Genomic DNA, 14825 nt, shown 5'->3' on the forward strand with positions numbered 1-14825 from the left:
CCGTCTGAAAAATTAATCTGTCTGATTGAATAGGAAGATTAATTGTGATGGAAGCCACTGCGACTCTAAGAGAAGAGTAGCAGTGGCTTGGCGTATTAAACCGAGGGATTATTTAGCGGCTTCAGAAGCAGCAGGTGCGGCAGACGCAGCGGCTGGGGCAGAAGCGGCAGCACCGGCAGGTTGGTAAACGGTGTCGCTCAGTTTTTTGGTCATGATTTCAGGGTTTTCGTTACCCTCAACTTTCAATTGACCCAAAGCACCTTTGTTGAACGCACGGAAGATAGAGTGGTCAACTATAGTGTAGCTGCCTGGAATATCGACTTTGAATTCGATCATGGCGGCGCCACCGGCAGGAATCACAGTGCTTTGTACGTTTTCGTTAATCAGTTTACCACCTTCAACATATACTTTGTCGAAGATTTCGCCGATAACGTGGAAAGAAGATACCAAGTTAGGACCACCGTTACCAACGTACATACGAACAGTTTCACCAGCTTTGGCTTTCAGGGCGTTGTCACCGGCGATAGAGCCTACGTGACCGTTGAATACAACGTATTCAGGTTGTTCGGCAATTGCTTTGTCCATATCGAAAGGTTGCAGGCCTTGAGCGCCTTTTTTACCTTTAGTATAGAAGTCGCCTTGTACGATGTAGAACTCTTTATCTACTTTAGGCAGGCCTTCTTTAGGTTCAACCAAGATCAAACCGTACATACCGTTGGCGATGTGCATACCTACAGGAGCAACGGCACAGTGGTAAATGTACAAACCGGCTTGCAGAGCTTTAAAGCTGAAAGTAGAAGTGTGGCCTGGGGCAGTGAAAGAAGCTTCTGCACCACCGCCTTGACCGGTAGCAGCGTGGAAGTCAACGTTGTGAGGAACAGTAGAAGAAGGATTGTTAGAGAATTCTACTTCTACGGTATCGCCTTCGCGTACACGAATCATTTGGCCCGGAACGTCACCGTTGAATGTCCAGTAGTGGTATTCAACACCGTCTTCCATAGTCATGGTTTTTTCGACGGTTTCCATTTTAACGCGTACTTTAGCCGGATGATCGCGATCGATTGCAGGTGGAACTTCCGGAGCGTGAGTCATGATGGCATCGACTACAGGCAATTCTGAAGAAGGAGTCTCGGCAGCAGCTTGTGAGTCAGAAGCAGCAGCAGGAGCTTCGGCAGAAGCGGTGGCAGCCGGAGTTTCAGCTGGTTTAGCAGCTTGTTCGCCGCATGCGGCCAGTGCAAATACAGAAGCGATAAGTGCAGCTAAGGTTTGGCGTTTCATGTTTAAAGTTTCCTTATTGTAAGAAAAGTTAAGTATCCTGATAGGATGGTTTGAAATTTTGTATGATTATGTAGGCGCTTGTTTGGGTGTATTTTGACATAAATCAAATTGTTCAATGAATATGAATCTTTTAATCCTTAAATACTCCTTTAGTAGTATAAAAAACTAAACCGAAAAGTTTATTTTTGTGTGAAAATGTTAGTGTGGGCTTAACACAAAATATAACAAAGGAGGAGTTATACAAGATAATAGGAATCAATATCATGTAAGTTAATGGTTTTAAAGGAATATTATTGACAAAATATTTCTTTACTTTTAAAACCGTGATACAATCTTTAACATTCATATTTGATGAATTAATACCCAACCACTTTTTACCAAAATCAAGGAGTACTCAAAATGGGACAGTACAAGAAGCTTTGGTACTTGCTGTTTGCCGTACTGGCAGTATGCTTTACCATTCTTGGTTATATGGGTAGCGAGGTCTATAAAAAGGCTCCGCCATACCCTGAACAAGTCGTTTCTGCATCCGGCAAAGTCCTGATGACCAAAGACGATATTTTGGCAGGTCAATCTGCATGGCAAACTACCGGCGGTATGGAAGTTGGCTCTGTATTGGGTCACGGTGCATACCAAGCTCCGGACTGGACTGCCGACTGGCTGCACCGCGAGCTGGTTGCATGGTTGGATCTGACTGCGCAAGAAACTTACGGCAAAAAATTTGACGAAGTTTCTCCTGAGGAACAAGCTGTTCTGAAAACCCGTTTGGCTGACGAATACCGCAACCAAAGCCGTATTAAGGAAGACGGTTCTGTCGTTATCAGCGATACCCGCGTGAAAGCGATCGAAAGCATTCTGCCTTACTACCACGGTGTGTACAGCGACGATCCTAAGTTCCAAACCACTCGCGAACACTTTGCAATGAAAAACAACACATTGCCAAGCCAAGAAGCGCGTGAAAAACTGTTCAACTTCTTCTTCTGGACTTCTTGGTCTGCTTCGACCAACCGTCCTGATGAGAACTTCACTTACACCAACAACTGGCCGCACGAGCCTTTGATCAAGAACGTACCGACTACTGAAAACTACATGTGGTCCTTCACCAGCGTGGTATTGTTGCTGATGGGTATCGGCTTGCTGATGTGGGGTTACTCTTTCTTGACCAAACACGAAGAGGTTGAAGTACCTACTGAGGATCCTATTTCCAAAGTACAACTGACTCCTTCTCAAAAAGCGTTGGGCAAATATGTATTCCTGACTGTTGCGTTGTTTGTCGTACAAGTACTGTTGGGTGGTTTGACCGCTCACTATACTGTCGAAGGTCAAGGCTTCTACGGTATCGATACCGCCTTGGGCTTTGAAATGGCCGACTGGTTCCCATATGCGCTGACCCGTACTTGGCACATCCAATCCGCTATTTTCTGGATTGCAACCGGCTTCCTGACAGCAGGTCTGTTCTTGGCTCCGATTGTGAACGGCGGTAAAGATCCTAAATTCCAACGTGCCGGTGTGAACTTCCTGTACGTCGCCCTGTTCATCGTAGTCGGCGGTTCTTATGCAGGTAACTTCTTTGCTTTGACTCACATCATTCCGCCTGAGCTGAACTTCTGGTTCGGTCACCAAGGTTACGAATACTTGGATTTGGGTCGCTTCTGGCAACTTCTGTTGATGGTCGGCTTGCTGTTGTGGCTGTTCCTGATGCTGCGTTGTACCATTTCTGCCTTTAAAGAAAAAGGTACAGACAAAAACCTGTTGGCTATCTTCGTAGCTTCTATGGTCGGTGTGGGTGTGTTCTATGCTCCTGGTCTGTTCTACGGTGAAAAGTCTCCAATCGCTGTGATGGAGTACTGGCGTTGGTGGGTGGTTCACTTGTGGGTAGAAGGTTTCTTCGAAGTGTTCGCTACTGCCGCTTTCGCATTCATCTTCTATAACATGGGCTTTGTCCGCCGTAGTACTGCCACTGCTTCTACTTTGGCTGCTGCTGCCATCTTTATGTTGGGCGGTATTCCAGGTACATTGCACCACTTGTACTTCTCCGGCTCTACCTCTGCTTCTATGGCAATCGGTGCATGTTTCTCCGCTTTGGAAGTTGTACCTTTGATTCTGCTGGGTCGTGAAGCTTACGAACACTGGTCTTACCAACACCTGTCCGACTGGGCGAAACGTCTGCGTTGGCCTTTGATGTGCTTCGTAGCAGTTGCCTTCTGGAACATGATCGGTGCCGGCGTATTCGGCTTCCTGATTAATCCGCCGATTTCCCTGTTCTACATCCAAGGTCTGAACACTACTGCAGTTCACGCTCACGCTGCTCTGTTCGGTGTGTATGGTTTCTTGGCTCTGGGCTTCGTATTGCTGGTTGCACGCTACTTGAAACCTAATGTTCAATTTGACGATAAACTGATGACTTGGGGCTTCTGGTTGCTGAACGGCGGCCTGGTGGGTATGATTGCTATCAGCCTGTTGCCGGTCGGCGTGATTCAAGCTTACGCTTCTATCACTCATGGTCTGTGGTATGCGCGTAGCGAAGAATTCCTGCAAATGGAAATTCTGGATACCCTGCGTTGGGTTCGTACCGCTGCTGACTTGATCTTCATCGGTGGTGCTGTCTGCGTTGCTATCCAAGCTACCAAAATCGTATTCAGCCGCGATAAATAATCTTAAGCTGAATTAAATCGAAGGCCGTCTGAAAAGTTTTCAGACGGCCTTTCTGTTATAATTTCAATATTCTTAAATCGACAAGACAAAACATTATGTTCAACCAAGCTGCTCAAGAGCTGACCACTGTTCGCGATTTATTGCGTTTCGCCGTCAGCCGTTTTAACGATGCCGGACTGTTTTTCGGACACGGAAGCGATAATGCCCATGACGAGGCAGCCTATCTGATTTTGCACACTTTGAACCTGCCTTTGGATACGTTGGAGCCTTATTTGGATGCCAAATTGTTGCAAAGTGAGAAGGAAGAGGTATTGTCCATTCTCGAACGCCGCGCAGTGGAGCATATTCCTGCCGCGTATCTGACACATCAAGCATGGCAGGGTGAGTTTGATTTTTATGTCGATGAACGCGTCATCGTGCCCCGTTCTTTTATTTATGAATTGCTTGGCGACGGTATTCGTCCTTGGATTGAACACGATGAGTTGGTGCATCGTGCTTTGGATTTGTGTACCGGTAGCGGCTGTTTGGCCATTCAAATGGCGCATCACTATCCCGACGCACAAATCGATGCCGTTGATTTAAGCTTGGATGCGTTGGAAGTGGCCGCGATTAATATCGAAGATTATGGCTTGGAAGACCGTATCAGCTTGGTGCATACCGATTTGTTCGAAGGTTTGGATGAAACCTACGACTTGATTGTTTCCAATCCGCCTTATGTTGACGCGGAATCTGTGGAAGCGTTGCCTGATGAATACCTGCACGAGCCGGAATTGGCTTTGGGTAGCGGCGAAGATGGTTTGGACGCTACACGTCAAATCATTCTGCAAGCGGCGAAATATTTGAATCCGAAAGGTGTATTGCTGGTTGAAATCGGTCATAACCGTGAAGTATTGGAAGCAGCTTATCCCGAATTGCCGTTTACTTGGTTGGAAACCAGCGGTGGCGATGGGTTTGTATTCTTGTTGACCCGTGAGCAATTATTGGGTGAAGAGTAGTTTATTTTGATATGAATAAAACAAAGGCTGTCTGAAAAAGTTTCAGACGGCCTTTATTCTGTATAATCTTTAATGTTTTAAGAAAATACAAATGCCTATGGTATGCCGAATATGAAATCCAAGCAGGCTTTGAAACTATAGCTTATAATATTCGTCATAGTTTCTAATGTCAGTGGATTTTTATTACTGACTTTTTGTAGAACATATACTGCCAAACTCCATATTATGAATAATTATTTAAAATCAGGCCTGTTGGCTGCCGCCTTGTTCAGTATGCCCGTTGCCGCCTTTGCCCAGCAACATACCGTTTATTTCAATCAAAACGGTAAACTGACGGCGACCATGCCTTCGGTTGCTTATGTCCGCCAATACAAGATTGAGGCAGGTAAGGCGCAGGTGCAGGATTTTTACTATCCATCGATGAAAAAATATTCTGATCCTTATGAAGTACCTGCCGGTCAGATTAAGGTTTTTGTTCCGGCTTTGGATAATGGTACGTTAACCCTGTGGCATTTCAACGGTCAGAAAAAGATGGTTGGCAGCTATCGCAACGGCAAACCGCATGGTGAATGGGTCAACTGGTATCCAAACGGTAAAAAATCCGCAGTAATGCCTTATCAAAATGGACTGAGTGAGGGCGTGGGTTCCCGCTATTACCGAAATGGTGTGAAAGAAAGCGAAATCCAGTTTAAGCACGATAAAGCCAATGGCCATTGGAAACAATGGTATTCAGACGGCAGCCCGAAAACTGAAATGATGATGAGCAATGACAAACCGACGGAGATCATCAGTTGGGATGAAAATGGCCGCATCGTGTCTGAATTGAGTATTCGCAACGGTAAACGCAGCGGCATCATTTTGGATTGGTACGATGATGGTGCGAAGAAATCCGAGTTGGTTTATAAAGACGACCAGTTGGTGAAAAAAACTTTTTGGGATACGGACGGATACGTCCTCGAATAATTTTGATCATAAAAAACCGCAGGCTGATTAGCTTGCGGTTTTTTATTACATACAGCCTTTGTTTTGGCATAGGGTAAATAACGGCGCACCGCTTTCGCGGATTTTTTTGCCGCCGTCCAAATCGGTAAATTCCAAAATGGCAGCCGCTTCGATTACTTCGCCGCCCAGTTTGCGGATCAGCTCGACACCTGCCAGCATTGTGCCGCCGGTTGCCACCAAATCATCTACCAACAAAACGCGTGCGCCCGGCTTGATGGCGTCGGTATGGATTTCTACCGTTGCTTCGCCATATTCCAAAGCGTAACTTTGAGAAACCGTATCAAACGGCAGCTTGCCTTTTTTACGAATGGGAACGAAGCCGACATTTAGCTGATAGGCCAAAGCCGCACCAATGATAAAACCGCGTGCGTCCAAGCCTGCCACAACGTCAACTTTTTGCCCCATATAGCGGTAAACCAGTAAATCAACCAGCAGGCGGAAATATTCTGCGCTTTGCAAAACGGGAGTAATGTCATGAAACAAAATTCCTTTTTGCGGCCAGTTTTCAATTTTACGGATTTTGTCCGCCAAAGCTTCTACGCCCATTACTTCAGGATGAATTAACATCTCGACATTCCGAAATCAAAAAGTTTTTAACACGATATTGTAGCGGTCATATGCAGACTTGCCAAATTAATCGATACAATAGCCAAATTTTGCAACATGCCGTCTGAAATTCCGAGAAACATTGTGTTGTGTTATAATTTACAGATACATACCATCGGCTGAACCACCATGCAAAATCATAAAAAAGGCAATATTTACATCATTTCTGCCGCTTCCGGCACAGGTAAAACGACCTTGGTGTCACGCCTGTTGAAAAATCATGACGACATCCGTGTTTCCATTTCTCATACCACGCGCCAGCCGCGAGAGGGTGAGGCACATGGTGTGCATTACCACTTTGTTCCCAAAGAAGAATTTGAATCGCTGATTGAGCAAAGAGCATTTTTGGAACACGCCAATGTGTTCGGCAATTATTACGGCACCAGCATTGCCGGCGTGAATTCGCTGAGTGAAGAGGGCTATGACGTAATTTTGGAAATTGATGTGCAAGGTGCGGCGCAAGTGCGTAAATCGTTGCCTGAAGCCAGCAGCATTTTCATCCTGCCGCCTTCCTTTGAAGTTTTGGCGCAACGTTTGATCGGCCGTGGTACAGACAGCGAAGAAGTTATTCAAACACGTCTTTCAAAAGCCCGACATGAGATTGAGCAATCCGTTTTGTTCGATTACGTTGTCGTGAATGACGATTTGGATCGTGCAGAAGCCGATTTGTTCCACATTATTAAAGCAGGCCGTCTGAAAAAATCCGCCCAGCAGGGATTTATCTCAAACCTGTTGGAAAATTCGTAAAAAACAGCGAAAATAACCGTTTATTTGAAACATAGAAAGAAAGCAAGCAAACATGGCACGTATTACTACTGAAGACTGCACAGGTAAAATCCCTAACCACTTCGACCTTACCCTCGTTGCCGCCCGTCGCGCACGCCAGCTCGAAAACGGCAACACGCCTTTGGTTGACGACATTCGCAACAACAAACCAACCGTAACCGCACTGCGCGAAATCGCTGCCGGACAAATCGGAACCGAGCTGCTGACCCGCAACAAATAAACCAACCGGCAAACCGATAAAACCGCCGCGCGGACTGTATCGGTGCGATATCACAACCGATACAGTCTGACGGCTTAAAAATAGCCATAAAAGGCCGTCTGAAAATGCCAGCCCCACTGCCTACCTCCCCCTATGATCCGTTGACAGCAGAAGCGCGCGATCTTCTGTTTCGCACCGCATCCTATCTCAATACCAATGAGCAGGCCGAGCTTGAAAGAGCCGTTGCCTACGCTTTCCACGCCCATGACGGACAAACCCGTAAAAGCGGCGAACCCTACATCACCCATCCCCTTGCCGTTGCCACGCAGCTTGCGATTTGGCACATGGATGTTCAAGGCCTCTGCGCGGGCGTTATGCATGATGTATTGGAAGATACGGGCGTAACCAAAGTCGAAATGGCGGCAGAATTCGGCGATACCATTGCCGAAATGGTAGACGGCCTCTCCAAACTGGAAAAACTCAAATTTGAAGATCATGCCGAGCATCAGGCGGAAAGTTTCCGCAAACTGATCCTCGCCATGACTAAAGACGTGCGCGTCATCGTCGTCAAACTTGCCGACCGATTGCACAATATGCGTACCCTTGGCTCTATGCGTCCGGAAAAACGCCGCCGCATCGCCAAAGAAACCCTCGAAATCTATGCTCAAATCGCCAACCGCATTGGTCTGAACAATGCGTATCAAGAGCTTCAAGACTTATCGTTCCAAAACCTCCACCCAAGACGCTACGAAACCCTGAAAAAAGCCATGGACAACAGCCGCAAAAATCGCCGCGATGTTGTCGGCAAAGTGTTGCGTGCATTCGGTCAGCGTTTGGTTGGTGTCAATATTGAAGCCAAAATCAAAGGCCGCGAGAAAAACTTATACAGCATCCATCAAAAAATGCTGGCTAAAAAGCTGCGTTTTGCCGAAGTAATGGATATCTACGGCTTTCGGGTCATTGTAAACAATATTCCTGCCTGTTATGCCGCGTTGGGTGCATTGCATAATTTATACCACCCCAAGCCCGGCCGTTTCAAAGACTATATCGCCATTCCGAAAAGCAACGGCTACCAAAGCCTACACACTACCTTGGTCGGCCCTTACGGTTTGCCGATCGAAGTGCAAATCCGTACGCGTGAAATGGATGCAGTGGCTGAGGGCGGTATTGCCGGTCATTGGATTTATAAATCCGGTGAAAACACTCCGGACCAAGCCGTCCTCCATATGAACCGGTGGATGAAAAATATTCTTGACCTGCAGGCTAGCAGCTCAAATGCCATCGAGTTTCTGGAGCATGTCAAAGTCGATTTGTTCCCCAACGAAGTCTATATCGTTACCCCGAAAGGCGATATTCTTACCTTGCCTAAAGGAGCGACACCGATTGACTTTGCCTATGCCGTTCACACCAATATCGGTCATAAAACTGTTGCTGCGCGTATCAATAACGTCATGATGCCGTTGCGCACCAAGCTGAAAACCGGCGATACGGTAGAAATCATTACTTCCGAACACGCCAAGCCTAATGTGGCATGGCTGAATTTTACCGTTTCCAGCCGTGCGCGCAGCGCCATCCGCCAATACATTAAAAATCTGAATCGTCACGATGCCGTTGTTTTGGGTGAGAACCTGCTGCAAAAAGCTTTATCCAGCCTGTTGCCTAAAGACGTTCTGCTTTCAGACGACCTCAAAGAAAAATACCTTACCGATTTGAATACCAAACAAACCTCGTTTGAAGAGGTTCTCTACAATGTCGGTATGGGGCATACTTTGCCGGTACACGTTGCCATGCACATTGCCGAGTTGGCGGGCCAACATTTTGGCAGCGCGGTCAAACTCAGCCCGATCAAAGTCAACGATCAAGAAACCGGCCGGATTCATTTTGCCGAATGTTGCCATCCGATTCCCGGCGATGCGATCCGCGCCTTATTGGTCAAAGACAAGGGTATGATTATCCACCGTGATACCTGTCAAACTTTGGTCAAAGCCGATCCGGAAGAGCAACTCGATGCGGGCTGGGACAGTTTGCGCAATCAAACGTATCGCACCATCCTCAATGTCAAATCCGAAGATGCGCATGGTTTGTTGGCCTCAATGGCGCAAGCGATTTCCAATTCCGGTGCGGATATTGAATCTGTTGATACGCCGACCAAAGCGCAAGCAGGAACGGAAGGTTTTGTGGAATTTAAATTCACAATTAAAGTCAAAGATTTGGATCAGGTTAATCAGATTATTCATGCAATGCATGCTAATCCGAATATCCGTAAAGTAATCCGAGGATAATCTGTGATTAGCATGATTAGAAAAGGCCGTCTGAAAGTGTGTTCAGACGGCCTTTTGAGTATGTACAAACAAACTCTGTTAGTTTGTTTTGAAGAAAAATAATGCTTCAGGTTGGATTTAACTTAACCAAAAACGGAAAACCAAGAAGAAAACTAAGGCCAAAACGCCGGCCCAAACCAGCAACATGAATCCGGCTACTGCCTGACCCAAGCGGTAAACAGGATTTTTGCGTTCGTCTTCGAGTAGGGGATTAGGTGTATCGTGCGGTTTGTCGGACATGATGAAGCTCTGATTGAATTATTGAATAAAAACGTAAGGGTACGCCGATAGAAGCAAAGATTCAAGTGGGAATGATTATTGATAGAAGTCTTCGTCTTCATTCCACGCCGTTTTTAAGGCCGTCTGAATGGTATCGGCACCAAAGCCGCGATAAGCAAGGAAACGTGCTTGTTTTTGTTTTTCTTTCAAATCTTGAGCTTCTTGCTTGAATTTTTTACGTAAGACGGAAATAGCGGTTTGCAGCTCGTTCTCCCTATCGGGTAGGAACTCCCGACAGTCGTCTGCATCGATACCTTGTTGCGCCAAAGCTTGCTTGAGGCGGAGCGTGCCGTAACGGTTGCTTTTACTGTGAATATAGGCTTCTGCGTAACGTTGGTCGGATTGCCAATTCCGTTCGGCAAATTCGTCCAAAACCTTTTCCAATTCTTCTTCGCTTTCAGCGTGTGGGGCCAGTTTGCGTTTCAAGCCGACACGGCTGACTTCCTGACGGGAAAGAATATCCAAGGCGCGGGCGCGTAAGGTTTTGGGAGGTTTCATAGGATATGGAAGGGGCGGGATTTTAACTACATCGAATTACATTTTCAGACGGCCTGATTGGGGAAAATAGCCGAAAAGGCCGTCTGAAAATAAAGCCGAATTATTCTTCGTCTTTGTTTTTTTGCGGTTGCAGATTTTCGTAGATTTCAGGCAGGGCGCGAATCAACAAATCAGGTTTGGTTGCTTTGTCTTGAGAGAGCAAGGTCATGTCGCCGTAGCCGAATGTTACGCCGACGCTGAAGCAACCGGCCGCTTTGGCGGCAATAATGTCATTTTTGGAGTCGCCCACCATCAGCATATTGGCAACGTCGATGCCCAGAACTTCGGCTGCATGTTGAAGCGGCAATGGGCTGGGTTTTTTCTCAGTCAGGCTGTCGCCGCCGAGAACCAGGCTGAAATAGTCGTCGAGATTGAGCTGTTTCAGTAACTCAGCAGCCAGAATTTCATTTTTGTTAGTAATGACAACCAATGGAATACCCAAGGACTTCAGCAGGCCGAGACCGGCTTCAGTTTCAGGGTAGGGGCGGGTAAAGTCGCTCAAGTGTTCGCGATAATATTTCATAAAGAACACAAAACCTTTTTCCCAGATTTCAGGATCGGCTTCTTTTTCACGATCATTGGTAATGACGCGATGAACCAATTTGCCGATGCCGTCGCCGACATAACTTTCAACCGTTTGGGTGGGCAAAACAGGTAAACCCAAGTGCGCACACATGGCTTGGGCTGCTGCGGCCAAATCGGGAACGGAATCACATAAGGTACCGTCCAAATCAAAGGCAACGGCTTGAACGTGTTCTAAAGCAGCAGTGGTCATTGAGTAGCTTTCTGTCATATTATTTAAGCGCTTATTTTAACATTGTTTGCCTGATTTGCCGATGTTTTGCTGATTCTTTAAAGGGATATTTGTTTAAATTGTTAACAATTTTTGCTGGTGTAAGGCTGTTAGCCTATTTGGAATATGGAAGGGATTTTGTCAACAAAAAGGGTGGTTTGGTAGGCATTAAAAAACAAAGGGTTTGTGTGTTTTTTTGAATGGTTTGATGAGCATTTATACTAGGCCGTCTGAAAATTTTTTGGTCGGCATGCCGATATTTTCAGACGGCCTCAAACTAAATTTATATATAAATGAATGGATTTGCTTTTTATCGACTACATGCTATTACATTTTTTTCTGTTTTTGTATATAGTAACAAGTATGGCTCTCGTCTAATCATGTGTATGAAAAGGAAAAATACATGTCCGCATCTGCTGTTAAAGAAACACTGAATCCGTTTGAAATTGCACAAAAACAAGTAAAAATTGCCTGCGATCGCCTGAATGCCGACCCGGCAGTATTTGAAATCTTGAAAAAGCCGCAACGTGTTTTGGAAGTCAACTTCCCTGTCAAACTCGACAACGGTACAGTAGAAAACTTCACCGGCTACCGTTCCCAACACAATAATGCCGTCGGCCCTTACAAAGGCGGCGTGCGCTTCCATCCCAATGTGAATCTGGACGAAGTCAAAGCCCTGTCAATCTGGATGACCATCAAATGCTGCGTGGCCGGTATTCCTTACGGCGGCGGTAAAGGCGGCATCACTTTGGATCCGCGTAACTATTCCGAAGCGGAATTGGAACGCATTGCCCGCGCTTATTCCGAAGCCATTTCTCCGCTGATCGGCGAGAAAATCGATATTCCTGCCCCTGATGTGAACACCAACGGCAAAATCATGTCTTGGATGGTTGATGCCTATGAAAACGTGGTGAAACATTCCGCACCGGGCGTATTTACCGGCAAACCGGTTGAGTTTGGCGGCTCCTTGGCGCGTACCGAAGCCACCGGTTACGGTGTAAACTTCGCCGCCGTCCAAGCTTTGGAAAAACTGGGCAAAGACGTGAAGGGTGCCACTTACGCCATTCAAGGTTTCGGTAATGTGGGTTACCACACCGGTTACTATGCACACAAAGCCGGTGCGAAAATCGTTGCCGTATCTACTGTTGACGTTGCCATCTACAATGAAAACGGCTTGGATATGGAAGCAATCATCAAAGAATTCCAAACCAAAGGTTTCATCACCAACGAAGCCGGCTACGGCAAAGAAATCAGCAATGCCGAACTTTTGGCTTTGGATGTGGACGTACTCGCCCCTTGCGCGCTGGAAAACCAACTGACTTCTGAAAACGCCGGTAAAGTCCGCGCGAAAATCGTGGTTGAAGGCGCAAACGGCCCGACTACTCCTGAAGCAGACGTTATCCTGCGTCAAAACGGCGTATTGGTTGTTCCTGATATTTTGGCAAACTGCGGCGGCGTGGTGGTATCCTATTTTGAATGGGTACAAAACCTGCAAGGCTACTACTGGGAGTTTGACGAAGTTCAAGAGAAAGAAACCGTGGTTCTGCGCCGTGCGTTCCGCGATATTTGGAACTTGGCTCAAGAATACGATGTCGACCTGCGTACCGCTTCTTACATGATGAGTATCCGTCGTGTTGAAAAAGCAATGAAACTGCGCGGCTGGTATTAATCGTTTGAGCGATAGCTAAGAGTAGGCTGTCTGAAACCTGTTTTCAGACGGCCTTAATGTTTTTGATAAGAGCCTTTACAAATTTTAATCCACCTTGATTCCATTTCAATCAAACTCAGCTATAATCCCCTTTTTTGACCTTTCCGGAAAAGACATAATCATGAACAAAACTTTCAAATTCAGCGCATTGGCTTTGTCTGCTTTGTTGGCACTGACTGCTTGCAACCAAAAAGACACTTCCGCTAAAGATGCCCCAGCTGCTTCAGCAGCTTCAAATGCGACTGCAGATGCTTCCGCCATCGGTTCTACTGCCCAACAAGCCAGCTACGCAATGGGTGTGGACATCGGCCGTTCATTGAAACAAATGAAAGACCAAGGTACGGAAATCGATTTGAAAGTCTTCACCGAAGCTATGGAAGCCATGTTTGAAGGTAAAGAAGTCAAAATGACGGAAGCCCAAGCTCAGGAAGTGATGATGAAGTTCCTGCAAGAGCAACAAGAAAAAGCGGCTGCCAAACGTGCTGAAGATGCCAAAGTAAACTTGGAAAAAGGCGAAGCGTTCTTGAAAGAAAACGCGACTAAAGAAGGCGTGAAAACCAGCGCTTCCGGTCTGCAATACAAAATCACCAAAGAAGGCGAAGGTAAAAAACCGACTAAAGACGATATGGTTACCGTTGAATACGAAGGCCGTCTGATTGATGGTACCGTATTTGACAGCAGCAAAGCCAACGGTGGCCCAGTAAGCTTCCCTGTGAGCCAAGTGATTCCAGGTTGGACTGAAGGTATCCAACTCTTGAAAGAAGGCGGCGAAGCAACATTCTACATCCCGGCTAAATTGGCTTACCGCGAAGTTGGTGCCGGCGATAAAATCGGTCCGAACGCTACTTTGGTATTCGACGTGAAACTGGTTAAAGTCGGCGCGCCTGATGCTGCTGCACAACAACCTGTACAAGTTGACGTACAAAAAGTTCAATAATCCGAATCAAGGCTTACGCCCTTAAACAACGGATAAAAGGCCGTCTGAAAAAATTCCGTTTCAGACGGCCTTTGTTCCAAACAAACAAGGAATTATGATGAAAAATATCGTCATCCTTATTTCCGGACGCGGCAGCAATATGCAGGCGATTGTGAATGCTAATATTCCCGATGCCAACATTGCAGCCGTATTGAGCAACAGCGAGACCGCAGCCGGATTGGCATGGGCGGCAGAGCGCGGTATTGCCACTGACAGTTTGAACCATAAAAACTTCGACTCGCGTCTGGCATTTGATCAGGCCATGATGGAGAAAATTGATGCCTATCAGCCGGATTTGGTCGTATTGGCGGGCTTTATGCGCATTTTGACTCCGGAATTTTGCGCGCATTATGAAAACCGCCTGATCAACATCCATCCGTCCATCCTGCCTTCTTTCACCGGTTTGCATACCCACGAACGCGCATTGGAAGCAGGTTGCCGAGTAGCTGGCTGCACCATCCATTTCGTGACCCCCGAGCTGGATTGTGGTCCGATTATTTCACAAGGCATTGTTCCTATTTTGGACGGCGATACCGCTGACGACGTTGCCGCACGCGTGCTGACGGTTGAACACCAGCTTTTCCCACAAGCCGTTGCCGACTTTGTTGCAGGCCGTCTGAAAATCGAAGGCAACCGCGTTTTGAATGCACAACGCAATGCCGCCGGTCAAAGCCTGTTGGCTTAATTAAA

The 14825-nt window shown here is 46.7% G+C and carries 14 protein-coding genes; 9 read left to right on the plus strand and 5 right to left on the minus strand.

Annotation, left to right across the window (positions count from 1 at the left end):
- Positions 1 to 108: 108 nt before the first annotated feature.
- Positions 109 to 1278, minus strand: a complete 1170-nt coding sequence (gene nirK / locus ACTHTY_RS00765; RefSeq protein WP_004519389.1) for a copper-containing nitrite reductase — start codon at positions 1276 to 1278, stop codon at positions 109 to 111.
- Between the two features lie 399 nt (positions 1279 to 1677).
- Here nirK and ACTHTY_RS00770 point away from each other — a divergent pair, with 399 nt between their 5' ends.
- From ACTHTY_RS00770 to ACTHTY_RS00780, 3 genes are all read left to right on the plus strand, one after another.
- A complete protein-coding gene (locus ACTHTY_RS00770; protein WP_440366167.1) occupies positions 1678 to 3933 on the plus strand; it encodes a nitric-oxide reductase large subunit in 2256 nt (751 codons plus the stop codon).
- Between the two features lie 95 nt (positions 3934 to 4028).
- The gene (gene prmB, locus ACTHTY_RS00775; protein WP_003745819.1) at positions 4029 to 4928 is read left to right on the plus strand and encodes a 50S ribosomal protein L3 N(5)-glutamine methyltransferase; all 900 of its coding nucleotides are present in this window, start codon (positions 4029 to 4031) and stop codon (positions 4926 to 4928) included.
- 225 nt (positions 4929 to 5153) lie between these two features.
- Positions 5154 to 5891 (plus strand): toxin-antitoxin system YwqK family antitoxin, encoded by a 738-nt coding sequence (locus tag ACTHTY_RS00780; protein ID WP_003686026.1) that lies wholly within the window; start codon positions 5154 to 5156, stop codon positions 5889 to 5891.
- A 45-nt stretch (positions 5892 to 5936) separates the two neighbouring features.
- Here ACTHTY_RS00780 and ACTHTY_RS00785 read toward each other — a convergent pair whose 3' ends face one another.
- Positions 5937 to 6497 (minus strand): adenine phosphoribosyltransferase, encoded by a 561-nt coding sequence (locus ACTHTY_RS00785; protein ID WP_003682296.1) that lies wholly within the window; start codon positions 6495 to 6497, stop codon positions 5937 to 5939.
- A 168-nt stretch (positions 6498 to 6665) separates the two neighbouring features.
- On the opposite strand from ACTHTY_RS00785, the gene gmk reads away from it, so the two are divergent.
- The 3 genes from gmk to ACTHTY_RS00800 all read left to right on the plus strand — a co-directional run bounded on the left by gmk (position 6666) and on the right by ACTHTY_RS00800 (position 9803).
- Positions 6666 to 7283, plus strand: a complete 618-nt coding sequence (gene gmk, locus ACTHTY_RS00790; protein WP_063067948.1) for a guanylate kinase — start codon at positions 6666 to 6668, stop codon at positions 7281 to 7283.
- Between the two features lie 52 nt (positions 7284 to 7335).
- Complete coding sequence (rpoZ, locus tag ACTHTY_RS00795; RefSeq protein WP_003682294.1) at positions 7336 to 7542, plus strand: DNA-directed RNA polymerase subunit omega; 207 nt, start codon at positions 7336 to 7338, stop codon at positions 7540 to 7542.
- Positions 7543 to 7646: 104 nt separating this feature from the next.
- The gene (locus ACTHTY_RS00800; RefSeq protein WP_440366168.1) at positions 7647 to 9803 is read left to right on the plus strand and encodes a RelA/SpoT family protein; all 2157 of its coding nucleotides are present in this window, start codon (positions 7647 to 7649) and stop codon (positions 9801 to 9803) included.
- 117 nt (positions 9804 to 9920) lie between these two features.
- Here ACTHTY_RS00800 and ACTHTY_RS00805 read toward each other — a convergent pair whose 3' ends face one another.
- The 3 genes from ACTHTY_RS00805 to ACTHTY_RS00815 form a co-directional block, all read right to left on the minus strand.
- Positions 9921 to 10082: a hypothetical protein gene (locus ACTHTY_RS00805; protein ID WP_039861975.1), complete on the minus strand. Its 162-nt coding sequence runs from the start codon at positions 10080 to 10082 to the stop codon at positions 9921 to 9923.
- Between the two features lie 75 nt (positions 10083 to 10157).
- Positions 10158 to 10619, minus strand: coding sequence for a recombination regulator RecX (recX, locus tag ACTHTY_RS00810; protein ID WP_440366169.1), 462 nt, complete (start codon positions 10617 to 10619; stop codon positions 10158 to 10160).
- 100 nt (positions 10620 to 10719) lie between these two features.
- Positions 10720 to 11433, minus strand: a complete 714-nt coding sequence (locus ACTHTY_RS00815; protein ID WP_107858106.1) for a phosphoglycolate phosphatase — start codon at positions 11431 to 11433, stop codon at positions 10720 to 10722.
- A gap of 421 nt (positions 11434 to 11854) precedes the next feature.
- Between ACTHTY_RS00815 and ACTHTY_RS00820 the strand changes: the two genes are divergently transcribed.
- The 3 genes from ACTHTY_RS00820 to purN all read left to right on the plus strand — a co-directional run bounded on the left by ACTHTY_RS00820 (position 11855) and on the right by purN (position 14820).
- The gene (locus tag ACTHTY_RS00820) at positions 11855 to 13120 is read left to right on the plus strand and encodes a Glu/Leu/Phe/Val family dehydrogenase (RefSeq protein WP_070504425.1); all 1266 of its coding nucleotides are present in this window, start codon (positions 11855 to 11857) and stop codon (positions 13118 to 13120) included.
- Between the two features lie 160 nt (positions 13121 to 13280).
- Complete coding sequence (locus ACTHTY_RS00825; RefSeq protein ID WP_440366170.1) at positions 13281 to 14096, plus strand: FKBP-type peptidyl-prolyl cis-trans isomerase; 816 nt, start codon at positions 13281 to 13283, stop codon at positions 14094 to 14096.
- A gap of 97 nt (positions 14097 to 14193) precedes the next feature.
- Entirely contained in the window at positions 14194 to 14820 is a 627-nt protein-coding gene (gene purN, locus ACTHTY_RS00830; protein WP_070749076.1) for a phosphoribosylglycinamide formyltransferase, read from the plus strand.
- The last annotated feature ends 5 nt before the right edge of the window (positions 14821 to 14825 follow it).

The sequence above is a fragment of the Neisseria sp. P0019.S002 genome, from assembly GCF_051957155.1.
Taxonomy (GTDB): Bacteria; Pseudomonadota; Gammaproteobacteria; order Burkholderiales; family Neisseriaceae; genus Neisseria; species Neisseria perflava.